The following is a 24,946-nucleotide window of genomic DNA, read 5'->3' as shown; positions in this document are numbered from 1 at the left end:
AAGGGTTCGCCCGGCGCGATCAGTTCGTCGCCGGGCGAATCCCCTCGACCGCGATGGCGAAGAGTCGATCGGCCTCGTCATCGACCACGATGGCCGCCGAGTTCGCCTCGGTGACCAACGAGATGGCGTTGACGAGGGTCAGGAGGTCGTCGATGGACACCTCGGGTCGAACCTGACCCGCCTCGCGCGCCCGTCGCAACAGCCGGTCGCCCGCGTCGTGGAGCATCGAATGGCAGCTGCTGTCCTGTACCAGCGGCCGATCGTCGCCCGCCCATTGCAGCAGGGCGGGCGCCAAGCCCCGAGTCTTGGCGGAGTAGCGGCAGAGTTCGCCGAGCCAATCGATGAGGGCGACTCCGGCATCGGGAGCATCGATCAGCCGATGGGCTTGGGCGCATATTCCCTCGATACGGTCATGGAACACCGCGTTGAGGAGCGCGCGCCGCGAGGGGAAGTGCCGGTGCAGCGTCGCGGAACCGACCCCGGCGTTCCTGGCGATCTCCTCGAGTGAGGTTGTCGCGCCATCCCGCGCGATGGCGGCGTCTGCTGCCTTCAGTATCCGGTCGTAGCTGCGTCGTGCGTCGGCCCGCATCGGCCGCCCTGTGCCGGCGTCAACCACCGAAGACCTCCAAGGTTTGCAAAACGGGGTGTCCCTCCATATCGTAGCGGAGACAAACCGGGGGGACGCCCCGTTTTCGTTGTGGAGGCAGATCATGACCGATCAGGTACTTGTCACCGGAGCAACCGGCAAACAGGGCGGGGCGGTCGCCCGCGCGCTGCTCGCCGCAGGCACCCGTGTCCGGGCCCTCGTCCGCGACCCGGGTTCCGACCGGGCGCAGGCCGTCGCCGCACTCGGCGCCGAACTCGTCCGGGGAGATCTCAATGACCCGGCCACCCTGCAGGCGGCGACCACCGGCGTCCGCGCGGTGTTCTCGGTCCAAACCCCGGTCCTCGACGACCTCGACTCCGACGGCGAGTCGGTCCGAGGCACCAATCTGGTGCGGGCGGCCTACGAGGCCGGCGTGGAGCAGTTCGTCCACACGTCCGTCTCGGGTGCGGGCGAGCACCATCGCACGGCACCGGGCTGGGCCGAGGGTCGATGGAACCGCCACTACTGGGAGAGCAAGGCCGTCATCGACGACCTGGTCCGCGAGGTGGGATTCCCATACTGGACGGTGCTCAAGCCCGCCGGTTTCATGGAGAACCTCCTCGAATGGTCGCCGTTATTCGGTGATTGGAAGAAAACCGGCTTCATCACGGCCTTCGCGGCCGATACCCGGCTTTCCTTCGTGGCGGTGCAGGACATCGGGGCGGCTGCTGCGGCGGTGTTCGCCGATCCCCGGCGATTCCATGGCTTGGATGTGGAACTGGCAGGCGACCTGCTGACGATGACCGAAATGGCGGCGGTGCTCGCCGAGGTATCGGGCCGCCAGGTCGATGCACCGGTTCTCACCAGTGCAGAAGCCATCGAGCGCGGTCTGGATCCGATGATCGTAAGCCACCAGGAATGGCTCAACGAGGTCGGCGCACCCGCCCGGCCGGAGCACGCCCACGCACTCGGATTGACGACCACCGACTTCCGAACCTGGGCATGGCAATCGGCGGGCCCCGCATGCACGGCAGGCAGGACCCGGCCCTAATCGACGGTTCGCGCCCGGCACAGCCTGCTCTGCGTGGGCTGTGCCGGGCGACCACGCCGCGCGACTCACCGATCTGTGGCCGACCCCCCGGTTCCCTCGGCTGGGTCCTGATCGTTCTTCGACGGTGGTTCCGGATTCTCCCCGGCGGGTGGCGTCGAGGCGGTGGTGGTCGATTCGGTATCGGCGGCGGAGCCGGCCGTCGCGGCCGCGACGGCCTCGGCGATGCGCGCCTCGGTGCGAGCGTCTCGACGACCTCGCGCCCAACGCCACAGCAGCACCGCACCCACCACCAACAGCAACGCCAGCGCCTGCGGAATGGGCAGCGCCCAGGTTTCCGCCGAGTCGGTAGTCCGAACAAGGTCGGCGTCCACGGTGTCCTCCCCCACGACCAGCGGCGTCACGGCGAACTCCGTCGACAACCTGCCCCAAGGCCACACTCCGGTGAGGACGATGCTGCCCGTGACGCGCTGCCCCGGCAGAATCTCCCGGTGCTCCTCGGCGGTCGCCTCTCGGGCGCCCCAACCGAACGGGCCGGTGGTACGCACCTCCGGCGCGGCGCCCAGCCGAACGTTGCCCTCGTTGGTCACCGAGTAGTCGACGCGCAGGCTGCCGGTTGCGAAGGGATTCCACGAGGGCAGATGGGTCACCCGCAGGTCGTCGACGCCGAGGACGCCGACGACGTCGCCTGCGACCCGAAGGTGCAGCCGGGCACCGACGCGGGTGTGAAAGGCAACGGCGTCCTGACCGCCGACCAGGGCCGCGACGATGCCCGCCGGGTGATCGCCCGGCGTCGCATCCGCAGGGACCTCGATCACGAAGGGCACGGTCGCCGAGGAGTCCGCATCGATCTCCACGGTCACCGGCGCACCGGGGTCCTGCCCGTCCACCGCGATCCACGATCCCGAGCCCACCGGCTCGACGTCGTCGGCGAGGAGGTCGAATCGGCCGTCCGAGGTCACCACCCCGTCGCTGGCGTGTATCCGGAAGGTCGCGGGCTGCGGGCTGAAGTTGGTGACGGTGACGTGGTCGACGACGTGTCCACCGGCTTCCACCTCGTGCCGGAACGACACTCGACCGTCGGGCTCCTCGCCGTCGGACGGTTGGATGGCCCAGGTGGTGCGGTTCGTCTCGTCCTCCTGCGCCGTCGCGGCGACCGGGGTGATCAGCAGGCCCGCCGCCACGAGCAGTCCGGCGGCCGTCCGCACCATGGCGGAGTGCGGCACCCCCTCGGGCAGATCACGACGGCGGTGCCCGGTTCGGGCGGCGCGGCGGACGGAGATCATCGAGGTATGTCCTTCTTCGACGGGTTGGCGATGTCGTGCGACGGCCAGGCCACCGACGGATTCGATGCGCGGAGGCCGTGGCGGGACTCGGTGGGTCGACCGGAGCGGCCGACCCACCGAGGTGCTCAGCCGGTGATCAGTCCACCGGGAAGAGCGAGACCGTCACGCTGCCCGCGTAGTCGCCGGGCCGCGTGTCGACGGGAACCTCGAGCGCGAGGTCCGCGGTGATCTCGGTGGTGCCGAAGCGGCTGTCGGAGACGGCGGAGGCGAGGGTTGCGGGCTCCGCCAGGCCGACACCACCGTCGAGGACGGTCGCCACCCGGTCGCCGGTCTCGACACCGGGCTTGTCCGAGGCCAGCCCCGGGGTCCAGCCGATGTGGCCGGCGCGAACAATCTGGGTGCCCGAGGTGAACGCGGAGGACTGACCGGTGACGGTCCAGCCGCCGTCACCGACGACATCGGCGGACCGCGAGTCGGTCACCGACACCGTCGGAAGCGTGCCCGCAGAACGTAGGCGGTCGCCCGCGTTCTCGGCGTCGGTCAGCTGCACCGCGTCGCCGTAGTCGGCCACCGACAGCGTCAGGCTGCCGGGGGCCTCGGTGCCGTCCGGCACGGTGGCCCGCACCGGGATGCCGTCCTCATCGGGTCCGTCTTCCCGGCCCCAGGCATCGAAGGCGACGCCTGCGATGTCGACGTTGTCCAGGTAGGCGCCCCGGACCGGGTCGACCCCGGTGGCGTACTCGGTGAGCCGCTGGGAACCCGCGCCCTTGGCGTACACCGGAACGAGCTGGTTGGTGTGGTTGCCGGAGTACCAGCCCTGGTCGGGCAGCTGCCCCTTGGCCCCGGTGATCGGCGCCCAGGTCGGGTCGGAGTCCGCCCCGTCGAGGTAACCGGTCTCGTGGTCCGCGGTGACGATGACCAGGGTCTCCTCCCAGCTGCTCTCGGTCTCGACCCACACGACGACCGCCTCGGTCATCCGGTTGAAGTCGATGGTCTCCTCGATGTTGCGCGCGGTCTCGTTGGCGTGACCGGTCCAGTCGATCGCGCCACCCTCGACCATCAGGAAGAGGCCGTCCTCATCCTGGCCGAGGACGTTGAGCGCACCCTTGGCCAGGGTGGCCAGGTCGGGGACGTCGTTCTGCTCGACCTCGAAGGGCAGGGCCCCGTCGACGTGACCGGAACGCGCCTGCTGCAGTGTGCTGGCGACCTGGGCCAGGCCGAAGTACTTCTCCGGAACGCGCTCGCCAGTGGCGATGGCCTCGAAGTCGGACTTCTCCTCGACCAGCTCGAAGCCGGTCTGACCGTCCTGCAACCGGTTCCAGGTCCCCTCGCTCAGGTAGTCGTAGCGGGGGGTGTCCAAGAGTTGGTTGTCGTCGTCGTACAACGGGTGACCGGCACCCACGATGACGTCGAGCGGGCCGGCGATCATCTCGTCGGAGATGCTCTGCACCGCGTTGCGGTCGGCGTTGTGCGCTCCCCAGCTCGCCGGGGTGGCGTGGGAGAACTGGACGGAGCTGACCACGCCGGTGGCCTTGTCCAGTTCGGCGGCCCGCTCGGCGACGTTCTTGACCGACTCGCCGTCGGGGGTGACGCCGATGATGCCGTTGTCGGTCTTGTATCCGGTCGCCAGCGCGGTGCCCGCCGCCGCGGAATCCGTTGCGCCGTCGGCGATCCAGTCGAAGTCCGACCACGCGGCCTGCGGATCGTATTCGGCCCGCCCGTTCGCCGAGTGCGTCGACATCCCGACCTGGACGGGGAACGACTCGAACACCTGCGAGGGCGTGCCCGGCTGGTGCTCGATGGTTCCGGTGGCCGGGTCGACGGACACCTGTCGGTAGGTGGCACCGTGCTCGTAGAGGCTCGCGGCGTCCACGTGGTTGTAGCCCATGCCGTCGCCGATGAGCACGATGATGTTCTTCGGCTCGGTCTGCTCCGCAAGAGCAGGCGCCGTCGTGCCGAGCGCGATACCGGCGGTGAGGACGCCGACACCCGCGCCGCACAACAGGCGCTGCGGAATGCTTTTCGTCATGATCCCTTTCCTGCTGGGAGGACTGCTTCAAGCATGGAATCGGTGGAGGACCACCGGGAGCAGACAAACGGGAGTGCCGAACGCGGAAGTGAACGAATGGAGGCCGGCACCGAACCAGCGAGGCAACTCTTGCGGCGCCATGCGGAATCGATATCGAATGGAGATATCAGCCAGCCGATTCGAGCGGACCGAGTACGCGGCTCGGGCAACCGAGGCAACAAGACACTGGCCATCGTGGTCGAGCCAGAACGCTGTTGCTCTCACGCTACGCAATCAAGCAACCACCGAAAAGGAAAACCGCCGCCATCCCTTCCACCACATCGGCGCCGGATCGGGGACATTCCCGTCTCCTCAGATCACCTTTCCCGAATCGCGCGGCTGGCGATATTCATCATGGTTCGGCTGGGGGTACCCAGTGGTCCCCGGCTCATCTCGCCGGCACCTCGGTGATTCTCCTACGGCGACAACGACAGTCATCGAGGACAGAGCGCACGGAGGGACTCCGGATTCCCAACGGGTGGGAGTCCGCGTAGTTGCTGGGCGCGCACCGTCGCCTGCATCACCTCGATCTCGACGCAGGTCGGCTCGTCCGGTGAGGCGATCAATTGGTTGAAGGCCTCCGACACGGTAGCCAGATCATCCCGGTCGATGCCGGTGACACAGGTCTGCGCCGCACGATGGGTGTCGTGCATCGCGGCTGCCCATGCGGTCTGCAGGTGGCTGTCCGGAATCGGAAAATAGGCGTCGGCCCGCTCCGACAGGCCGGTCAGGGCAACACAGGCCTGCCGCACAGCAGCGAGATCGGCGCGCCCGTCCAACCCCACGCTCGTGAACAACTCACCCAATGTCGAATGGTAGAGCCGGAACAGGTCATCGCCACCCTGTGCTGCCCAGGCCCACACCTGCACGTCGCGCAACTCGGCGGACTTCGGCGGCTCGAACAGAGCGGACAACTCCGGCTCGGTGGCCCCGGTGCTTCCGGGCCTCTCCCGACCGGAGGTACCGAGGTAAGCCACTGCGCAGACGCCGACCAAGACCGCACACACCAATGACGTGCCCACCCGGCGGGCCCCTACGCGGTCCGGTCGAGCTGCGGCGTTGGAAACGGCAACCCGTCCGCGTGGTCCGCGCACTGCCAGCCGCACCGCGATCGCGCCCGCCGCAGCGCCGATGAGAGTCGCCATCCCGGACGTAGCGAGAAGCTGCGGCAGGAACAGGTCGAGCACCTGCCGGTCCCCGTCGCTCATCGACAGGCACATCGAGCGGGTGGTCGACCACGGCGCGCAGCCGCTCACCACGGCGAGTCCGACGAGGACCAGACCACCGATCGCCATCGCCGTCCCACCCGCCGCCATCGAGATCGCCGCATCGCCCCGGCTGGCGAGGGATGCGGACACGGCGGCAACCACGGCCGTACAGAACAGGATGGCGAAGAACCAGCCGGTGGCCAGCGTCGCGGCCTGTTCCACCGGCTGCCCGTCATGCTGTACCGATCGATACGCCCTGTCCGCAACGACGATGAGTCCGATTCCCGCCGCGAGTCCGCCGAGCCAACCCGACACGACCCCGGCCGACCGACCACCGGCCGCTGTAACGCGGGATCGCCGGATCAATGCGACCAGCGGGATAACCCAGAGCGCACCGGTCAACCAGATGGTCCACGGTTGGGCGGATAGCGACAGCACGGGCAGGGTCAGCGCTGCGATGACGTTCATGGTCGGCGAAGACGACATGTCACCGTAGAGAATCGCGAGTACCTCGGCGGTAGCGACCGATTGACCGGCGACGAAGAACCTTCCCGCCATCTGCCACCAGTCGAACCACCACGCCAAGCCTGCGCCGCCGACAGCCAAGGTGACCACGGCGGCGACACCACGCCATCGACCCGACCGCAATCCGCCCCATAATGCGGCGCAGGCGCCGATCCACCACAGCAGTGCTGCCGGTACCAGAACCAGCAACACCAGCAGGAACGACTGTGGGAACGGCGGTAGCCAACCCGTCTCGGCCACGGGGCTCACCAGTAGATCCGCACCGAGTTGTCCGGCGCCCAGCCACAGTCCCGCACGCAGGCCCGAGGGCGGCGGTGCACTGATTCGGATGCACCGCGCCACCTCACGCCAGACCGCGACTCCGCCAACGGCCAGTGCCAACGCCGCCGCGAACCAGGGTCCTCGAACGACATCACCGACGTCGGTGAGTCGGTTGGCCTGGTTGAAACTGAAGTAATACCCCACGAATACGGTGATGGCGCCGGACAGGAACATCGGCATCGCCTGAATGACGGACAATGCAGCAGGGTTCCGCGTGGCGTTGATTCGCTCGGTCCAGTCGGGATGGGTGTGGAGAACCGAGCGGATGGCCCAAAGCGCAGCACGCCATCGAGTGTCGCGTCGGGTAGTGATACCGGCATGGCGAAGCCAGTAGTTCTGATCGGCACCGTTGATAGTCGCTTCGATGTCGGCGCAGAACTCCCTGGTCCGCAGTAGGTCGGCCGTGGCCAGATAGGTAAGGATGACCAGGAAGAACCCGGCTGCCAGGATTCGAACCATCTCCGCCGGTTGCGTGGCGAAGAAATTCGGTGCTGTTCCGGGCAACACGACGGTGACAAGGTACCAACCAGCCACCGCCGAGTACGGGATGAGCACTCCGATGGCGAAGACCCGCCACATCGCGACGGTGAGATAGGTGATGTCGACGTCGCGATGACGAAGGTGTGCGAACTCGTGGAGCAGCGTCGCCTCGAACGCCGATCGGTCCTTATTGAACAATACGACCAGACCCATATCCAGCCGCACCGTGTACCGACCCAACCGCCCGAATACGATCGCGTTCGCGCGCATGCTCGTCGGATCCACGACGAAGCGTGGGAGGCGCCGTAATCCTCCGTGGGCCGCCAACCGCACCAACTCCGCGCGTAACGACCCTTCCTGGTCGTCCACCGCCGCCAACGCCGTCGCTCGGCTTGCTCGTCCCTTCCAATACGGCAGCACCACGTACAGTACGACTGCGAGAATCACGAGGATTCCGGTAGCGAAGTACGGCAGGGCGAGGCCGATGCGGTCTTCGACGTTCTCATCGAGACATCGTTCGAAGGCCGGAGTGCCGGTGATCAACTGATTCGAAATACCGATGGCATCCGGGTTGTAGCCCGCCGCCAACGCACAGCCGTCGGCCGCAATGCGCAATCCTGCGGTGAATGGCTCCACAAGTACCGGAAACATTGCGAGGGAACTCGCAATGAACAAGGTGATCAAGAGGACGAAGCGCTGGGTCGTCCCGGTGCTCAACCCGCCCCAGGTCCGTGCGGACGCAACAGAATCGGTCACCGTGCTCACAACGTTCCGCCCGTTCCCTCGAATGTCTCACTGAGAACCTGGTTCTGCACTGTTCGCGCCCGCCGCCACACCGAGCCGCATTGCCACTGAGGTTTCATTCTCCAGCCGCGGCCCGTTGTGCGCGGGTGAACGACCACATCGGTCCGGAGACGTCTCACAGCGGAGAGGTACGCAAGCGCAGTTCATTCCACGGTTATCGGGATTGCACAACCCGCACTGCGGATCGCCGTCCCGGCAGCTGGTCTTGCGGAGTTACGCGGCGGAATATCCGTCCACCAGCACGAATTCGATACGCGGAATACGCCGTCTCGTTCACCTCGTCGCGCTGATCCGCGTCGAATACGAGTGGATCAACGAGATCCGGCCCGCAGCACGTATCCGGCGAACAGTGCCACGAGGACCGCGCAGATGAGGGCCAAGACGGTCAGCGAGGTGCCCGCGACGATCAGACCGCCGCCGATGCTGCCCACCACGCTGGCGATGCTGAGCGTCACGTCACTGGTGCCCTGCACCGAGGGACGGTTGTCCGCATCGGTGGCGGCCGTGACCAGCGCCGAGGCGCTGACCAGCCCACACGACCAACCGATGCCCAGCAGCACCAACGCCACGCCGACCAGGACCTGGGAGTCGCCACCGAGGGCGTAGCTCAACGCCGAGGCGATCAACATGACACAGCCGACGAGCAGGACCCGACGCGCACCGAATCGGTCCACCGCCATCCCCACCAGCGGGCTGAAGGCGTACATGGCGCCAAGGTGCAGACTCATCAGTAGGCCGACCACGCCGAGGCTCGCATGACCGTGCTGCAGGTGAACCGGGGTCATGCTCATCAACGCCACCATCACGCACTGCGCCAAGGCCAAGCCGGCCAGCGCGACCCGCAGATCGGCAGAGCTCGCGATCACCCCCAGCGCCCCGCGTACCCCACGCTGTCGCGGCGCCGCAGGCCGAACCGCCCGCTGCCGCGCGATCAACAGCGGATCCGGCCGCAGTCCGATTCCGATGGCCGACGCCGTCACCGCGAAAGCCACGGCGGCCAACGCGAACGGCCCGGCGCGCCCCGCGATCCCCATCGCCTCCGCGATGGGTTCGGTGGCGGCGGCCAGGTTCGGGCCGATCAGCGAACCGATCGTGGTCGCCCACAGAATCCACGACAGGTCCTTGGCCCGGCGGTCCGGCCCGGACAGGTCGACGGCGGCGTATCGGGAGGACAAGGCCGAGGCGTTGCCCGCACCGAACAGGACCAGAGCGACCAGGAGCATCGGCCACGACGCGAGATGCACGGACACCACCGCGAGCACCGCACCCAGCGTCGCGATGGCGAACCCGGCGACCAGCGCGGCCCGCCTGCCCGCCCGATCGGCCAGCTGCGCGAACGGCAACGCCAACAGCGCGGTACCCGCCACCAGTGCGGTCTGCCCCATCCCGCCGATGGCGGCGGAACCGGACAACCCCGCGAGCGTCAACACCGCCACCGCGATCCCGATCGCGGTCCCTACCCCGGCGACGATCTGGGTACAGAACAGCAATCGCAGCGTTCTGCGGTGGACGCGGTCCACACCGGCCTTGGTCGACTCGGCGTTCGTGGTCACCGCGCTGGCCGCAGAATGTGGAGGTCCATGGTGCCGCCTTGCTGTCTGGTCGGATCGCGGGGCGATGTCCGCGACGAACGGGGAGAACCGGTCCCTGATCGTCGGAACGGAACCGATTGTGCTCGATGACGCGAGGATGCGGCACGGTATTTCTGGCTGTCGCAACCCATCGTCGCGTCGCGCCGTGTACTTTCTGGACGCCGAACCGTCCTCAGCCCGCGATCACATTCCGTCAGAACGCTGGGAGAGCCAGTCACGATGGCGTTCCCGTAGCTCGTCGCGGGCGCACGACGAGCCCAGGATGACGTCCATGCCGCCGTCGTAGGGGTGATACAACCAGCGCAGATCGACATCGGCCACCACCACGTTGGCGATGGCCCAGTCGGCGACCTGGCGCAGCAACGGATCCAACGCGCCCGGCGACCATGGGATCCGGCTGACGAACAGGTGCAGGTAGCTCTCGAACGGCGGTTGATCATCGATGCAGATCGTCGTCCAGTACGCCGCGTCTCGGTGTGCAGGCACCATTGCCGCCGCGCCGGCCTGCTCCGGGCCGTCCGAGTAGCCCGAGGTCATCAGTAGGAGGTCGCCGCCATCGGCCAACTCCGTCAAGACGGTGTTGTGCCTGCGCAGCACGGTGGCGTACTCGGACTCCCGTTCGGGATAGCGCTTCGACTCCGGCAGCGCGTGGAATCGGACCCAGCGATCGCGGGCATCGCGCAGTTCGTAGGGCAGCTTCGACTGCCCCGGCCAGCGCCGGTCCCAGAGTTCCGTCAGCGCAGCGGTGTCGACCGTCGCCGAAGTCATCCGCGCTCCTCTTCATGGTGCGGCTTTTCTCACCCCGGAAGGAGTGTCGCGGGCTCGAATCCGTCACCAACGCAGGGCTCCGGATCGGGTCGTCCACGGTGTCCGCAGCCGCCCAACCGTGAACAACCGGCAACCATCCACCCCTGTTTGTTCATTCCCATCTCGCAACGCTTCCCGTTCTGGTAATCATTCAAGCGCGGAAAGTAACGATTACTGGCCGCATGTCATCACGATTCGGGAGGAATCTTGAGCGAGCACCATCTCAGCCGACGCGGCATCTTCAAGGCGGTCGGGGGAATGACCGCGGCGATGGCCCTCAGCGGTGTCGCCTTAGGCGCGACCGCCTCCACCGCCACGGCCCAGAACCAGGACGGATTCGGCCTGCGAGTCGTGGACGGTGGCCCCGTCGCGGGTCGCATGCAGTACTACCGATTCGCGACGGCCTCGATCGGCGGCTGGGAACCCGCGGTCAACATCCTGCTTCCCGACGACTATCACACCAGCGGGCGCCACTACCCCGTCCTCTATCTGCTGCATGGTGGGATGGAGGACTTCATCACCTTCGATGCCCACCATGACATTCGCGGCCTCACCGCGGGTAAGCCGATCATCGTCGTGATGCCCGATGGCGGACGCGCGGGCTGGTACTCGAATCCGGTCAGCACGAACGTCGGGCCGAGGGACTGGGAGCACTTCCACATCGAACAGCTGCTGCGCTGGGTCGATGCGAACTTCCGGACCTATGACGAATTCGATGGCCGCGCCGTGGCGGGTTTCTCGATGGGCGGTTTCGGCGCGCTGAAGTACACCGCGAAGTACTGGGGTCACTTCGCCTCGGTGAGTTCCTATTCCGGTCCGGGCAGCCTGCGCCAAGAGGGCGAGATCATCACGCACTGGGCGAATGCCACCTCGGCGACCCTGGAGTTGGGCGGCGGCAGCGTCTATGGCGTGCCACTCTGGGATCAGGCCCGGGTCAGTGCCGACAACCCGGTCGAGCGGGTCGAGAGCTACCGGGGCAAGCGGGTCTTCATGGTGGCGGGCACCAGCCCCGACCCGGTCAACTGGTTCGACACCGTCAACGAGGTCAACGTGCTGAACACCCAACGCCAGTTCGGCGCGGCCCTGAGCGCGGCGGGCATCCCGCATGATCGGCGGGAGGTGGGCGGCGGCCATGTGTTCCGCCGCGACGTGTTCACCGAGGACCTCAACGGGATCATCGCCCGCCTCCGCAAGGCGTAACGCCCGCGCGGGCTCTTCGCTGTGATCGAGGAGAGGCCCCGCTGGACCGATCGTCGGTTCAGCGGGGCCTATCCGTTCCCGGTCACGCGCACGGTGTCGAGCAGACGCCTCAGGGGGAGCAGGTCGCGCCCTCTCCGGGAAGTTCGAGATCGATCAGATAGGCGGCCACGATGTCGTTCACGCAGGCATTGGCGCCGGTACCGACAACGCCGTGTCCCTCGCCTTCCACGGTCAGCAGCGCACTGCCGAGCGAGTCGGCGAGGCTGAGGGCCCCGGCGTGGGGTGTGGTGGGATCGCCGGTGATCGAGACGACGAGGGTGTCGGTGAGTCCGGAGACGTCGTCGGCGTAGGGGTATCCGAGGTTCGGTTCGGCGGGCCAGTGCTCGCAGCCGTCCCGTGCTCCGACGAGCTCGATGCCCGGGTCCATGAACGGGGCGGCTGCGAAGATCGCCGCACGCAGTTCCGCGCCCTCCTCGGGGCTGAGCCGCTCCTCGTCCATGCAGTTGACGGCATAGTTGGCCTCGTAGAAGTTCGGCCAGGCACCCTCGGGATCGCGCATCGCGAAGTCGTAGCCGAGTTGGAGCAGTTCGTCACCACGTCCCTGCGTGATCTCGGTGAGGCCCGCGATGATCCGAGGCCACGCGTTCTGGTCGTAGAGTCCCGAGATCACCCCCGAGACCGCTTCGTCGAAGCCGATCTCGCCGTGCAGTGCAGGCACGGGTGCGTTCAAGAGCGGGCGGACGATCTCCTGGAACGCCTGGGTCGCGTTCGCAGGATCGGTACCGAGGGGGCAGTCCTGCTGCGTCGCGCAGAAGGCGGCCATCCGCTCGAAGGCGCCCTGGAAACCGGTATAGGCGTCGACCCTGCGCTCGACGGTGCCCTGCTTCGGGTCGATGCCACCGTCCAAGACCATCGCTCGCACGTTCTGCGGGAACTGTTCGGCATACACCGCGCCGAGCCTGGTGCCGTAGCTCTGTCCGAGGAAGTTGAGTTCCTCATCGCCGAGGACCGCGCGCAACACGTCGATGTCGCGCGCGACATCGCGGGTTCCGACCTGGGCGAGGAACTCCGCCCCGCCGGAGCCCGCCGCGCACCGTTCGACGAGTGCTCTGGTGTCGTCGCTGGTCCATTGCACACTGGTCTCGAATGCCGTCAGCGGCACGGCGTGGCGATCGGCCTCCTCGTCGGAATAGCAGTCGATGGCCGGGGTAGACGCCCCCACGCCACGCGGGTCGAAGCCGACCAGATCGAACTTCTCGGTCAGCGGATTCTCGGCGAGCGTCATGGCCATCGCCGCAGCGCCGAACAGGCCCGATCCGCCCGGGCCGCCGGGGTTGTACACCAGGGAGCCGGTCGGCTCACCCCGAGCAGAAACGCGCAGAACGGCGATCTCGGCGGTCGCACCGGTCGGATCGGCGTAGTTCGACGGCACGTCGAGCCGACCGCATTCGGCTCCCTCGGTGGCGGCGAAGACGGCTCCTTCGATAGAGGTCGTGGCGTATTGGGCGCACTCCTCCCACTCGATCGCCTGGCCGTAGAAGCCTGCGAGGTCGGCAGGCGGAGCGTCCCCGGTCGGCGGCGCCCCACCGCCGGGAGTCGTCGCACCACAGGCCAGCAGCGGCAGGGCGAGTAAGGCGGTCGCGGTTCTGGCCAGCACTCGACGCGCTGGGGATCGAACGGTCATCGGAGTCCTCACGGATAGGTGCGCCGCACCAGGAGCGCGGTCCAGCGGGACGGCCGAGTCGTCGGCACTCGGCCATCAGTCCGGTCGATCACCGAACCGACGAGAGTGGATCCGCTGCCCTCGGGGCAGGGTCAAGCGTGGGATCTCATCGATTGCGAGTTGACCCTGCCCCAGGGGCAGGGTGTCTCATCCGTTCCTCGCCGTCACCTACTCCGGAGGGAACGCGGACATGGCCACCAACTGGGAGCACAGGGTGCTCACCTATCCGAGCAAGTGGAAGGGCTTCGACCTCCATCAGATCGAGGAGGATCTGAACGAACTCGGCCGTCAGGGCTGGGAGACGGTCAGTACCATCGCGCCGAACATCGGGCCAGGCCAGACCGTCGAGATCAGCATCATCGTCAAGCGACCACGCCCCTGATCCCGACAGCGACCACACGAGGAGCCCGACGGATGGCGTGGAGCACACCGCAACTGGCCGAGCTGGCTGGCACCACGGTGAAAGCCATCCGCTACTACCACCGAATCGGCCTGCTGGAGGAACCAGCGAGGGGCACCAACGGCTACAAGCAGTATCAATTCCGCCACCTCGTCCGCCTGCTGCGAATCCGCAGGCTCGTCGACCTGGGCGTGCCGTTATCCGACATCGCGACCATGGAGGAGTCGGAGGAGAACACCGATCAGGCGCTGCGCGCTCTCGACGCCGAGTTGGCGGCGAGCATCCAACGTCAACAGCAGTTGCGGGCCGAATTGGCATTGCTGCGCCGACACCGGGTCTCGCCAGACCTGCCTGCCGAGTTCGCCTCGATCGACATCGAGATGTCGGATGCCGACCGTGCTCTGGTCATGGTCTACTCGCGAGTCCTGAAGCCCTCGGCGATGGCGGCCGTGCGTGCGAGTCTGGCGAACCCACGCACCCCGATCGAGATGGACTTCAACGCCCTGCCCTCGGATGCGGCCGAGGAGGAGCGAGCACGCGTCGCCGAGCACTACGGCACCGAGCTCCTCCAGAGGCATCGCGACCACCCCGACGCGCTGAATCCCGATCAGATGATCTCGGGGCAGTCGACGTCCGCGAAGTTCGCCATCATCCTGGGCTTGACCGAGGTGTACAACCCGGCGCAGCTCGACGTGCTGCAACGCATCCACGCGATCCTCAAGACCAATGCGGTGATCTCCAGCGGTCATCGCTGATCGTTGCCGCCGGCCCATCGAGCGGCCAAGCGTGACGCGACTGCCGTGGAGCATGGCCGCGCCGCACCAGCTCAGCACCACAGCACTCCCGTATTCGGCACTTCGAACCCGGCGATCTGACCAGTCGTGCTATTTTTTGGCCATGCGGTCAGAAAATGAGCCACCCGGCCAGAAACGCCGGTCGGTGATCGAGGATGTCCGGAGGGCACAGATCATCCGAGGTGCGGTCGAGACCTTCGCCGAGGTGGGCTACGGCAGCACCTCATTGGCTCGCATCGCCGAGCGGGTCGGCATCAGCAAGGGGGTGATCTCCTACCATTTCGCGGGCAAGGACGAACTGGTCGACCAACTCGTCAGCACGATCTACCGCGAGATGGTCGAGTTCGTGGTTCCCCGGGTGGCGCCCGAGACCACGGCGACCGGCAAGCTTCGCAGCCGGATCCGAGCCGTCGCCGAATACGTGGACGGGAATCGCGCCCAGCTTCTCGCCCTGGCGGAGATCTTCAGCAATGCGCGAGGGGCAGACGGCCGGCTGCTCTACGGCCACGCCTTCAACGAGGATCTCTACCGAAGCCAGGAGGAGATCTTCCGCGCAGGTCAGGAGGCGGGTGAGTTCCGACAGTTCGACACCCGGGTCATGGCGGTGAGCCTGGAGGCGGCCATCGACGCCATGGTGTCCTACCTCGGCGAATATCCCGACCACGACATCGCGGCACATGCCGAGCAACTCGCGGATCTGTTCGAGCAGGCCGTGCGCGCCGACAGCGGTGCGGGAAGGACGGCGAGATGAGCGAGCAAACGCGGTCGATCGTCTCGCCGCCGGCCACAACCCGACCGAGGCTGTTCTACCTCGACAACCTGCGTATCGCGCTGACAGTGCTCGTCGTGGTCCATCACGCTGCGGGGACTTACAGCGGCATTCCGATGGTGTGGTTCTACAGCGAACCGGTGACCGACCCCTCCGCAGACTTCCTCGCAGGCATGCTCATGATCAACCAATCGTTCTTCATGGGCGCGTTCTTCTTCATCTCGGGGCTCTTCGTGCCGGGATCCTACGATCGCAAGGGCGCGGGCCGATTCTTCAAGGATCGACTGGTTCGCCTCGGTATCCCACTGCTCATCTTCGTCGTGTTGCTGCGCCCGTTGGTCAATTACGGGTTCTATCCGCCGATTCGAGACGAGGTCGCCCAGCAGGGAATCGAACTGCCCTATTGGCTGTTCTACCTGTTCTCCTGGGATCCCGGTCCGATGTGGTTCGTCGAGTTACTGCTGGTGTTCAGCGCCGGTTACCTGCTTTTCCGGCGTCTGCGGAAGAACTCGCACGATCCCGTCCGCAGACAGCCTGCCCCATTGATCGGCAACGCCCGCACACTCGCCATCCTCGGGTTCGCCGTCGGCTTGGCGCTGGTGACCTATCTCTGGCGAATGGTGGTACCGATCGGCACCTCGGTTCCGATCCTGGGTCTACCCACGGTGGCCTATCTGCCGCAGTACACCGGATTGTTCGTCGTCGGCCTGATCGCCGCACGCCGAAGCTGGATCGAGGGCCTGCCCAAGTCGGTCGGGTATCTCGGCTTCGCCGGTGCCGTCCTGGGCGCGGCCGGAGTCGTCGCCATGTTCCAGTCGACGGGCGATGCCTGGGTGGGTCTCGGCAGCCTGCATTCGCTCGTGATGGCGGTCTGCGAATCGGCGGTCGCCGTCGGCTTGCTGCTGGCGCTGCTGGTGCTATTCCGCGATCGGCTCCCCCGCCAGGGAAGCCGAGGCCGGTTCCTCTCGGAGCGCGCCTACACCGTCTACTTCACCCACGCGCTCGTGCTGGTCGCACTGGGCTATGCACTCAGTGGCGTAGCGGCGCCCGCTGTAGTGAAGTTCGGCGTTCTGGCGGCGCTGGGGGTGCCGCTGTGCTGGCTGTTCGCCCATTGTGTTCGCGCGCTGCCCGGCGCCAAGAAGGTGTTGTGACCTAGAGGTTCCGACTGCCCGCCCGATGGTCGCCTGCTGGTTCGCGAGCAGGCGACCGCCCACATCGGCTGGCTGACACCGTGCTACGACCAAGATCAAAGCTGTCCGGCCCGCCGGCTAAGGTCGCCACCATTCCGTTTCCGATCAAGGAGCGTTGGCGTTGACCCAGGTCGTATCGGAGCTAGCCCCCGTCCTTCCCGCCGCCGGATACGATGAACTGCCCGAGATCCTGGTCAGCCCGCCCTGGACGGTATCGGCGAAACAGCGGCGCACTCCAAGCGTGGTGATCCCGGACTTGGCGCCGCCCGCGCCTTCGGCGACGTGGCGGGACGGCGAGCGGGAATCCTGGTCGAGGACGCACAGCGCTGTCTACCCGGCCGACACGGACTGGGATCGGTTGGCTGCCGAGTACCGGGCGGGCACCTTGCCGACGTACCGGCATCAGTCCTTCTTCATCGAAGCTCCCGACGAGATCGCCGACTCGCTGTTCCACAGCCGAACGGCCCTGTTCCGGTGCACCACGGCGGACGGTTGCGGGCTGCTCTCCCGATACGGACATGCCGCGTTATCGCTTCTGGAGGCACCGATCTATCGCGGCCGCAAGAACGTGGCGACCGAGGCGACCTGGGCGTCGCCCTTCGTCGATACGACCATCGCCTCCCAGATGGCGGAGTGGTTCGGGCAGCGCAAGGCGATGCGCCCGGTCGTCGTCGACTGGCTCGAACGTCATGGAATCGCCGCAGTCCGCACGCTCCTACCCGCCGCGTTCGGTCCGGCCGGAGGCCGACGGCGCCACGCCGAGGCGCTCCTGCGGTTGTTCGGTCGGACCGACGAGGTGATCGCGGTCGCGGCCGAGCACAGCGAGCAGGCGGCGGCGGCCGTGGCGGCCATGCTGGCAGTGGACCCGCTCGAGATCCTGCCGAAGAATCCCCCCAAGATCGGCGACTGGCTCGATCCGCGGCTACTTCCCCAGATCCCGCTGCGTGGCCGGAAAGCCGCCCTACCTTCCGATGGCGTCGGGCATCTGATCACCATGTTGTCGATCTCCACCCCGGATCAGAGGTACGCCGGGATCGACGTCGTCCGCGAGGTCTGCGAGCCCGCCCCACTGGCCGAGTGGGCTTGGCGGCTGTTCCAGGAATGGCAACTCGCCAACATGCCCAGTAAGGACGGCTGGGTGCTGACGGCGCTGGGCTGGTTGGGCGACGACGAGACCGTGCGACGACTCACCCGGCTCATCCGGGCGTGGCCCGGCGACGGGCAGCACCGGCGCGCGCTGACCGGCCTGGATGTACTCGCCACCATCGGCACCGATGTCGCATTGATGCATCTGCACGCGATCTCGCAGAACGTCAAGTTCACCGGCCTGAAGAAGCACGCCATCGCGAAGATGGCCTCGGTCGCCGACGAGCGCGGTCTGCGTCCCGAACAACTCGCCGACCGACTCGTGCCCGACTGCGGATTGGACTCCACGGGCACCCTGACGTTGGACTACGGACCCCGACGTTTCACCGTCGGTTTCGACGAGTCTCTCAAGCCCGTCCTCACCGACGACGCCGGAAAGATCCGCAAGTCCCTGCCCAAGCCCGGGGCCCGCGATGATGCGGAACTCGCCCCACAGGCATACGCCCGATTCGCCGCGCTGAAGAAGGACGTGCGGACCCTCGCCGCCAATCAACTCCGCAGGCTGGAGCAGGCGATGGTCGTCGGCCGACGCTGGAGTGACCAGGAATTCCGCGATTACCTGGTCGACCACCCACTGGTGTCTCACCTGGTCCGCAGGCTCGTGTGGCTGGCCGAGACCACCGGCGGCAAGCCGGCCTCGAGTTTCCGAGTCGCCGAGGACGGCACCTTCGCCGACGCCCAAGACGAGACCATCACCTTTCCCGCAGATACGGAGATCCGCCTCGCCCACCGGCTACACCTGAGCGAGGACACCATCAAGGCCTGGGCTGGTGTGCTCGGCGACTACAAGATCCTGCAGCCCTTTCCGCAGCTGGGCCGGGCGGTGCACGTCCTGTCCGAGGCAGAACGGTCCGCGCCGACGCTGTCTCGACTCGATGGCATCACGATCGAACCCGCTCGCATCCTCGGCCTGGTACCTCGCGGTTGGGTTCGCGCCGAACCGCAGGACGGCGGCGGCCAACCGTGGATCACCCGCCCGTTGGGCGATGGGCAAGCGGTGATCGTCGAGCTCTACCCGGGTGTGGGGGTCGGGCCGTACTCGGCCGCCGATATGTCCGACCAGGAGGTGACCGCGATCTGGATCGGCAGCGAGAACTACGGCGGGGAACGTCGCCCTGCGGACTCGGCGCTCTTCGGGAGCCTTGACCCGATCACGACCTCGGAGATCCTCGGGGACCTGCTCGGTTTGACCGAGCAGCGTTAGCGGCATCCTCACTGCCGGTGGGACGGAACCCTGCAATCGCCGCAGAGGCCACGCTGATACCTCGGCGGTCGGTGTGAGCGGGATGGTCGTCAGGGGTTCTCGACCGTTCGGCAGACTGTCTCGGTAGTTGCTGGGGGGCACGGGTGGTGGCACGGAGACTTCGTCGGTCCCTGCGGCGAGCAAGCAAGACCGGATCGAACGGAGTTAAGCAGTGCATATCGAACATGTGCGGGGAACCGGGACTCCAGTGGTCCTGTTGCACGGCGGCGGGGTCGCGGGGTGGATGTGGAGACCACTCCGGCAGCATCTGCCGAGCACGCTGGAGCTGATCGTCCCGGACTTACCCGGCCATGACGGCAGCGCCTCGGAACCGTTCGTCTCCAGGGACCACACCGCAGCGGAGCTGTTGCGCTACCTCGAATCGGAGGTCGATCGCCCGTTCGCCGTGGTGGGGTTCTCCTTCGGCGCCCAGCTCGCGGTGCAACTCGCCGCAATCGCACCGGACCGCGTCTCGCACGCCGTGGTCATCAGCGCCCAGGCGAAGCCGACGCGGCTACCCAAACTCACCATCGGATTGCTGTCCGCCGCAGCGCCGCTGGCGAAGAACCCCAAATTCGCCCGGGCACAGGCCAAGGAGCTGTTCATTCCCGAGGAGCTGATCGATGACTATCTGCAGACCTCGACCCAACTGACGACGTCGACCCTTACCAAGGTCGTCGACGACAACATCCGGTTCACCATCCCACCGGCATGGTCGGACTACCCCGGATCGGCGCTCGTGCTCGCCGGACAGAAGGAACGCGGCGTCATGAAGGAGTCCGCACAGCGGTTGCAGCAGGCCTTGCCCGCCGGCGAACTGGAGATCGTCGAGGGCTGCGGGCACGGCATTCCGCTGCAGCGACCCGAATGGCTGGCCAAGCGGATCGGCACGCTGCTCGGCGAGGGCCGGTAGCTGAGGGGCCCCGGGCAGCTGCAAGGTCGCTACGTCGTGCCGCCGATCATGGGGTCGGCGGCACGGGCGTCTGCTGGTAGTGAGCGATTCGCAATCGACCATCGCGGCGGGTGTAGACGGTGGACATCAGCGCGTGGAACTCCGGCTGGTCGTCGTCCCGGGAGGCGCGGCCGGTGTAGACGAGGATTGCGGTGTCCTCGGCCACCTCTACCAGGCGCTCGTCGCTGATCGAGTAGGTCTGCCACGGCGGCGCATCGTTGAGCGAGGCGAGAACCGCCTCCCGGTCGAGGACGAAGCCGTGTGCAAGCACCATGACGGCATCCGAGGTCATGAGTTTGCCGTAGAAGTCCGCGCCGGTGCCCGCGCACAACGATTCCCAGCCCGCGTGCTCCAGCCGCAACAGTTCCGAAAGATCCATGCCTGCGGATGCTATCCGGTGGCATTGGGAGACCGACCCTCCGACTCGCTCCACGACGGCACCGAGTACCGCCGGTGTGCTGCGGACCGAACTTGACCTCAACCAATATTCGGGGTCCAGGCTCGGGGCATGAACGCACACCGAATCCCCGACCCGGCCTCGACACACCCGCTCGCCGAGTGGCTCGCCACGCAGGAGAGCGGCCTGCGCCCCGAAGTGATCGGCGGACTCGCCCGCGATGCCCGGATCGTCGGCCTCGGCATGAGCACCCGCGCGGCACGCGAGGTCTTCGACGTCGTGACCGACGCCACCTGGCGGTTACTCGACAGCGGGTTCACGACCATCGCCGTGCTCGACGATCAATGCGTCGTCGACCGGTACGACCGGTACGTGATCGGGCAGGACATCGACATCGACCAGGCACTCGCCCAAGCGTGGGGTCCGTGGCGGATCGCGGAGCTACGGCGAATGCTGGACCGGCTGCGCGCCCGGAACGAAGCCCACCCCGAGGCTCCGGTCCGCGTCATCGGCATCGCGGGCACCCGGGTTCTCGTCACCGATTACGACCGCATCGTCGAGTTGTTGACCGGCCTCGATGCGCGCGCAGCCGCCGAGGTGCAGGCTCTTCTGGACCTCATCCGCCCGGCGCATGACAGCGGCGAACACGTCCTGCGCGCCCGGGGCAACCATCCGGGCGTGCCGTTCGTAGACCTCGCACGTTCTGCCCGCGCCATCGCGTCGAGACTGCGGCCCAGTGCCGAACGGGATACCGCAGTCGACCTACTCGATGCCGTCGTGGGGTTTCATGCCAACGCCATCGGCGTCGGCTACGACATGGCGAGGGAGGAACGCGCCGCCGCTCGTCGGCTTCTCGATCATCATCGGCGCACCGGGGCGCGGATCGTGCTGTGGGAGGGCAGCGCCCACGTCGCCGCGCACCCCGGTCCCATGCTCGGTGCGCACCTGCGGGACACGCTCGGCGATGGTTACGTGGCGGTCCACATCACCTTCGGACACGGTCGGATCGTCACCGGCGACATCCCCGCCCCGCAGACGGATTCGATCGATGCTCAACTCGCTGCGGCCCACGACCCCCGAACACTCGACCTGCGCACACCGGCACCGGCATCGATTGCGGTCGAACTCGAACGCTCGTGGCCGACCCGGCTCATCTCCGGGCTCTACGATCCCGCCGAGGACGCCGAGCACTACCTCGAACTCCCCTCCCTTCGGGACAGCTTCGATGCGCTGGTGTACGTCCCCGCCATCACCCCCACCGAATCACTCGGATGATCACTTAGCGACCCGAGCGGGGAATCGCCCCGCTCGCGCCACTCGATCGCACCGAAGTCTCGACCCTCCGGAGAGATTGATTTTCGATAAGAACTGAAGCGATAGCGCAGTGAACATCGTGCAGCCGTCCTCGACGCCGTCGTCGCCCCGACGAGGTCTTCTCGGCATCCTCGGCGTACCGGTGCGCACCGCCGGGTATCCGCCGGTGGTTCTCGATGCTCGGACTGAGGAGCTCTCATGGCGGATACGGTCGGCGACTACCTCCTGCGGCGATTGCGCGAGTGGGGGGTGGAAGAGGTGTTCGCCTATCCGGGTGACGGAATCAACGGGATCGTCACCTCCTTCGGGAAGGCGGATAACCGCCCACGATTCGTACAGGCCCGGCATGAGGAGATGGCCGCGTTCACCGCGGTCGGATACGCCAAGTTCAGCGGCCGGGTCGGGATCTGTATGGCGACCTCGGGGCCTGGGGCGATCCACCTGCTCAACGGCCTCTACGACGCCAAGCTGGACCACGTTCCGGTGGTGGCGATCGTCGGGCAGACCGCGCGCAGTGCGATGGGCGGCAGCTACCAACAGGAGGTGGACCTACAGACGCTGTACAAGGACGTCGCCAGCGAATATCTCGTGGAGGTGAACGTCGCAGAGCAGCTGCCCAACGCACTGGACCGGGCGATCCGCACCGCCGAATCGCGCCGCTGCCCGACGGCCCTGATCATCCCGGCGGATCTGCAGGAGGAGGCCTACTCGCCTCCGCAACACGCGTTCAAGCAGGTGCCGTCGAGTCCGCCAGGCCTGGTTGGCCCGAGACCGGTTCCGGACGAGGCGGACATCGACGCCGCGGCCGAGGTACTCAATGCCGGGACGCGGGTCGCGATCCTGATCGGCCAAGGCGCGCGTGGGGCGGCCGAGGAGGTTCGTCGAATCGCGGAAATCACCGGAGCCGGGGTCGCGAAGGCGCTGTTGGGCAAGGATGTGTTGTCCGATGATCTGCCCTTCGTCACCGGCTCCATCGGTCTGCTCGGCACCCGTCCCAGCTACGAGCTCATGCGTGATTGCGACACGCTGCTGATCGTCGGATCGAACTTCCCCTATGCCCAGTTTCTTCCCGAGTTCGGTCAAGCGCGAGGCGTACAGATCGACCACGACGGCAAGTTCATCGGCATGCGCTACCCGACCGAGGTCAATCTCGTCGGCGACAGCACAGCCACGCTGCGCGCGCTGCTACCCAAGCTCGTCAAGAAGTCGGACCGCTCGTGGCGCAGGACGGTGGAGAAGAACGTCGCGTCCTGGTGGGCCACCGTCGACCGCGAGGCCGGAGTCGCGGCGAAACCGGTCAATCCGATGGCGGTCGTGTCCGAGCTGTCCCGCCGTATTCCGAGTAACGCGATCGTCACCGCCGACTCGGGATCCTCCACTAACTGGTACGCCAGGAATCTGCGCATTCACGGTGACATCCGGTCGTCGCTCTCGGGCACGCTCGCGACCATGGGTCCCGGCGTCCCCTACGCCATCGGCGCCAAGTTCGCCCACCCCGAACGACCGGTGATCGCCCTGGTCGGCGATGGCGCCATGCAGATGAACGGGCTCGCCGAACTGATCACCATTGCGCGCTATCGGCACCTGTGGAGCGATCCGAGGTGTGTGATCTGCGTCTTTCACAACAACGACCTCAACCAGGTCACCTGGGAACTACGGGCGATGGGCGGCGCCCCGAAGTTCGAGGAATCACAGAACCTGCCGGACGTCGACTACGCGGGATTCGCCCGTTCGCTGGGGCTCGGCGCGATCACGGTCGACAAGCCCAACCAGCTCGGCACGGCCTGGGAGACCGCGCTGAGTGCGGACAAGCCCACGGTGTTGGACGTCCACTGTGATCCGGAGGTCCCGCCGATCCCGCCCCACGCCACCTTCGAACAGGTGAAGTCGGCGGCCGAGGCGGTGTTGAAGGGCGATCCGAATGCGCTGCACCTCATCGCGCAGGGCGTGAAGACGAAGATCCAGGAGTTCCTGCCCGGCAGGCGGGACTGATGCCGACCCGGCCGCCGGACGTGGCGCGGATCGGCGCCCGCGCCTACCGGGTGCCGACCCCGAGACCCGAGGCCGACGGGACACTGCTCTGGCCGGACACCACGATCGTGGTGGTCCAGGTCGAGGCCGACCCGGTTCGAGGGCTCGGCTGGACCTACGCCGACGCGGCGGTCGTGCCGTTGATCGAGGGAGTGCTGGCCGAGGCGATCGCCGGCCGCCCGCTGCTCGACGTCCCCGCGTGTTGGGCGGCGATGCAGCATGCGACCCGCAATCTCGGCAGGCCGGGCCTGGTCTCCTGTGCGCTGTCCGCGGTCGACATCGCATTGTGGGATGCCTCGGCGCGGTGGCTGGAGTTGCCGGTCAGCAGGCTCCTCGGCAGGGCGCACCGAGCCGTCGACGTCTACGGCAGCGGCGGTTTCACCACGCTGACCTCGGAGGAGTCGACCCGGCAGCTCGCCCACTGGGTCCACGAACTCGACATCCCGAGAGTGAAGATCAAGATCGCGGAGTCCTGGGGCAACCGAGTCGAGCGCGATCTCGAGCGCATCGCCCACGCCCGGGAGATCATCGGCGAGGATGCCGCGCTCTATGTGGACGCCAACGGCGGATACTCGATCGGGCAGGCGGGCAGGCTGCTCGAATCGCTCCGGGACGCCGACGTCACCTGGTTCGAGGAACCGGTGTCCAGCGACGACCTCGCCGGGCTGGCCTCGCTACGCGCGCCAGGCGGGCCGGACATCGCGGCGGGCGAGTACGGCTACGACCTGCCGTACTTCGCGCGGCTGCTCCCGGCCGTGGACTGTCTGCAGGTCGATGTCACCCGCTGTGGCGGCTACACCGAGTGGCGCCGCGTCGCCGCACTCGCCGCAGCCGCCAACCGGGACGTCTCCGCACATTGCGCGCCGAACCTGTCCGCACACGCCGCGGTCACGACGCCGAACTTCCGCCACATCGAGTGGTTCGCCGACCACGATCGGATCGAGAGCCTGTTCTTCGACGGCTGTCTCGACCCGACGGGCGGGACCGTCACACCGTCGATGTCCGTGCCGGGTCACGGTCTGAGCCTGCGCAGCGATGTCGCCGCCGACTACGCCGTCTGAA

19 protein-coding genes are annotated in these 24,946 nt (G+C 67.2%); 11 read left to right on the top strand and 8 right to left on the bottom strand.

Annotation, left to right across the window (positions count from 1 at the left end; translation table 11 throughout):
- Positions 1 to 19: 19 nt before the first annotated feature.
- Positions 20 to 589, bottom strand: coding sequence for a TetR/AcrR family transcriptional regulator (locus BKA25_RS11545; protein WP_069849932.1), 570 nt, complete (start codon positions 587 to 589; stop codon positions 20 to 22).
- 121 nt (positions 590 to 710) lie between these two features.
- On the opposite strand from BKA25_RS11545, the gene BKA25_RS11540 reads away from it, so the two are divergent.
- Positions 711 to 1,637: an NmrA/HSCARG family protein gene (locus BKA25_RS11540; protein WP_069849934.1), complete on the top strand. Its 927-nt coding sequence runs from the start codon at positions 711 to 713 to the stop codon at positions 1,635 to 1,637.
- 65 nt (positions 1,638 to 1,702) lie between these two features.
- On the opposite strand, the gene BKA25_RS11535 is transcribed toward BKA25_RS11540, so the two are convergent.
- The 5 genes from BKA25_RS11535 to BKA25_RS11515 form a co-directional block, all read right to left on the bottom strand.
- Positions 1,703 to 2,920, bottom strand: a complete 1,218-nt coding sequence (locus BKA25_RS11535) for a COG1470 family protein (RefSeq protein ID WP_069849936.1) — start codon at positions 2,918 to 2,920, stop codon at positions 1,703 to 1,705.
- A 136-nt stretch (positions 2,921 to 3,056) separates the two neighbouring features.
- The gene (locus BKA25_RS11530; protein WP_069849937.1) at positions 3,057 to 4,949 is read right to left on the bottom strand and encodes an alkaline phosphatase; all 1,893 of its coding nucleotides are present in this window, start codon (positions 4,947 to 4,949) and stop codon (positions 3,057 to 3,059) included.
- Between the two features lie 473 nt (positions 4,950 to 5,422).
- Positions 5,423 to 8,158 (bottom strand): M48 family metalloprotease, encoded by a 2,736-nt coding sequence (locus tag BKA25_RS11525; protein WP_172803803.1) that lies wholly within the window; start codon positions 8,156 to 8,158, stop codon positions 5,423 to 5,425.
- Positions 8,159 to 8,637: 479 nt separating this feature from the next.
- Positions 8,638 to 9,879, bottom strand: a complete 1,242-nt coding sequence (locus BKA25_RS11520) for an MFS transporter (RefSeq protein ID WP_172803804.1) — start codon at positions 9,877 to 9,879, stop codon at positions 8,638 to 8,640.
- Between the two features lie 222 nt (positions 9,880 to 10,101).
- A complete protein-coding gene (locus BKA25_RS11515) occupies positions 10,102 to 10,686 on the bottom strand; it encodes a DUF3885 domain-containing protein (protein ID WP_069849941.1) in 585 nt (194 codons plus the stop codon).
- 246 nt (positions 10,687 to 10,932) lie between these two features.
- Between BKA25_RS11515 and BKA25_RS11510 the strand changes: the two genes are divergently transcribed.
- Positions 10,933 to 11,925: an alpha/beta hydrolase gene (locus tag BKA25_RS11510; protein WP_269466147.1), complete on the top strand. Its 993-nt coding sequence runs from the start codon at positions 10,933 to 10,935 to the stop codon at positions 11,923 to 11,925.
- A gap of 109 nt (positions 11,926 to 12,034) precedes the next feature.
- Here BKA25_RS11510 and BKA25_RS11505 read toward each other — a convergent pair whose 3' ends face one another.
- On the bottom strand, positions 12,035 to 13,609 hold the full coding sequence (locus BKA25_RS11505) for an alpha/beta hydrolase (RefSeq protein ID WP_069849945.1): 1,575 nt from the start codon (positions 13,607 to 13,609) through the stop codon (positions 12,035 to 12,037).
- Between the two features lie 229 nt (positions 13,610 to 13,838).
- On the opposite strand from BKA25_RS11505, the gene BKA25_RS11500 reads away from it, so the two are divergent.
- The 6 genes from BKA25_RS11500 (at position 13,839) to BKA25_RS11475 (ending at position 20,103) form a co-directional block, all read left to right on the top strand.
- Positions 13,839 to 14,030 carry a DUF4177 domain-containing protein gene (locus tag BKA25_RS11500; RefSeq protein WP_069853761.1) on the top strand — a complete coding sequence of 64 codons (192 nt, stop codon included), beginning with the start codon at positions 13,839 to 13,841 and terminating at the stop codon, positions 14,028 to 14,030.
- Positions 14,031 to 14,062: 32 nt separating this feature from the next.
- Positions 14,063 to 14,803, top strand: a complete 741-nt coding sequence (locus BKA25_RS11495) for a helix-turn-helix domain-containing protein (protein WP_069849946.1) — start codon at positions 14,063 to 14,065, stop codon at positions 14,801 to 14,803.
- A gap of 142 nt (positions 14,804 to 14,945) precedes the next feature.
- Positions 14,946 to 15,593 (top strand): TetR/AcrR family transcriptional regulator, encoded by a 648-nt coding sequence (locus BKA25_RS11490; protein ID WP_069853762.1) that lies wholly within the window; start codon positions 14,946 to 14,948, stop codon positions 15,591 to 15,593.
- Positions 15,590 to 16,762: an acyltransferase family protein gene (locus tag BKA25_RS11485; protein ID WP_069849948.1), complete on the top strand. Its 1,173-nt coding sequence runs from the start codon at positions 15,590 to 15,592 to the stop codon at positions 16,760 to 16,762. Before BKA25_RS11490 ends, BKA25_RS11485 begins: the two co-directional genes overlap by 4 nt.
- 160 nt (positions 16,763 to 16,922) lie before the next feature.
- A complete protein-coding gene (locus tag BKA25_RS11480; protein WP_157421113.1) occupies positions 16,923 to 19,151 on the top strand; it encodes a DUF4132 domain-containing protein in 2,229 nt (742 codons plus the stop codon).
- A 211-nt stretch (positions 19,152 to 19,362) separates the two neighbouring features.
- Entirely contained in the window at positions 19,363 to 20,103 is a 741-nt protein-coding gene (locus BKA25_RS11475) for an alpha/beta fold hydrolase (protein ID WP_069849952.1), read from the top strand.
- Between the two features lie 46 nt (positions 20,104 to 20,149).
- Here BKA25_RS11475 and BKA25_RS11470 read toward each other — a convergent pair whose 3' ends face one another.
- Complete coding sequence (locus tag BKA25_RS11470) at positions 20,150 to 20,521, bottom strand: nuclear transport factor 2 family protein (RefSeq protein ID WP_069849954.1); 372 nt, start codon at positions 20,519 to 20,521, stop codon at positions 20,150 to 20,152.
- A 129-nt stretch (positions 20,522 to 20,650) separates the two neighbouring features.
- Between BKA25_RS11470 and BKA25_RS11465 the strand changes: the two genes are divergently transcribed.
- The 3 genes from BKA25_RS11465 to BKA25_RS11455 all read left to right on the top strand — a co-directional run bounded on the left by BKA25_RS11465 (position 20,651) and on the right by BKA25_RS11455 (position 24,945).
- A complete protein-coding gene (locus BKA25_RS11465; RefSeq protein ID WP_069849956.1) occupies positions 20,651 to 21,814 on the top strand; it encodes an erythromycin esterase family protein in 1,164 nt (387 codons plus the stop codon).
- A gap of 237 nt (positions 21,815 to 22,051) precedes the next feature.
- The gene (locus BKA25_RS11460; protein ID WP_069849958.1) at positions 22,052 to 23,845 is read left to right on the top strand and encodes a thiamine pyrophosphate-requiring protein; all 1,794 of its coding nucleotides are present in this window, start codon (positions 22,052 to 22,054) and stop codon (positions 23,843 to 23,845) included.
- A complete protein-coding gene (locus tag BKA25_RS11455; protein ID WP_069849960.1) occupies positions 23,845 to 24,945 on the top strand; it encodes an enolase C-terminal domain-like protein in 1,101 nt (366 codons plus the stop codon). Before BKA25_RS11460 ends, BKA25_RS11455 begins: the two co-directional genes overlap by 1 nt.
- Position 24,946: the final 1 nt, after the last annotated feature.

This window comes from Actinoalloteichus hymeniacidonis, assembly GCF_014203365.1.
In the GTDB taxonomy this organism is placed as follows: Bacteria; Actinomycetota; Actinomycetes; order Mycobacteriales; family Pseudonocardiaceae; genus Actinoalloteichus_A; species Actinoalloteichus_A hymeniacidonis.
The sequence above is the reverse complement of the archived record's forward strand: the minus strand, read 5'-3'. Positions and strand labels throughout refer to the sequence as shown.

Excerpts from the sequence above, each read along its gene's own strand:
- BKA25_RS11545 (WP_069849932.1), bottom strand. The coding sequence starts at position 589 with ATGCGGGCCGACGCACGACGCAGCTACGACCGGATACTGAAGGCAGCA.
- BKA25_RS11540 (WP_069849934.1), top strand. The coding sequence starts at position 711 with ATGACCGATCAGGTACTTGTCACCGGAGCAACCGGCAAACAGGGCGGG.
- BKA25_RS11535 (WP_069849936.1), bottom strand. The coding sequence starts at position 2,920 with ATGATCTCCGTCCGCCGCGCCGCCCGAACCGGGCACCGCCGTCGTGAT.
- BKA25_RS11530 (WP_069849937.1), bottom strand. The coding sequence starts at position 4,949 with ATGACGAAAAGCATTCCGCAGCGCCTGTTGTGCGGCGCGGGTGTCGGC.
- BKA25_RS11515 (WP_069849941.1), bottom strand. The coding sequence starts at position 10,686 with ATGACTTCGGCGACGGTCGACACCGCTGCGCTGACGGAACTCTGGGAC.
- BKA25_RS11505 (WP_069849945.1), bottom strand. The coding sequence starts at position 13,609 with ATGACCGTTCGATCCCCAGCGCGTCGAGTGCTGGCCAGAACCGCGACC.
- BKA25_RS11500 (WP_069853761.1), top strand. The coding sequence starts at position 13,839 with ATGGCCACCAACTGGGAGCACAGGGTGCTCACCTATCCGAGCAAGTGG.
- BKA25_RS11495 (WP_069849946.1), top strand. The coding sequence starts at position 14,063 with ATGGCGTGGAGCACACCGCAACTGGCCGAGCTGGCTGGCACCACGGTG.
- BKA25_RS11490 (WP_069853762.1), top strand. The coding sequence starts at position 14,946 with ATGCGGTCAGAAAATGAGCCACCCGGCCAGAAACGCCGGTCGGTGATC.
- BKA25_RS11485 (WP_069849948.1), top strand. The coding sequence starts at position 15,590 with ATGAGCGAGCAAACGCGGTCGATCGTCTCGCCGCCGGCCACAACCCGA.
- BKA25_RS11470 (WP_069849954.1), bottom strand. The coding sequence starts at position 20,521 with ATGGATCTTTCGGAACTGTTGCGGCTGGAGCACGCGGGCTGGGAATCG.
- BKA25_RS11465 (WP_069849956.1), top strand. The coding sequence starts at position 20,651 with ATGAACGCACACCGAATCCCCGACCCGGCCTCGACACACCCGCTCGCC.
- BKA25_RS11460 (WP_069849958.1), top strand. The coding sequence starts at position 22,052 with ATGGCGGATACGGTCGGCGACTACCTCCTGCGGCGATTGCGCGAGTGG.
- BKA25_RS11455 (WP_069849960.1), top strand. The coding sequence starts at position 23,845 with ATGCCGACCCGGCCGCCGGACGTGGCGCGGATCGGCGCCCGCGCCTAC.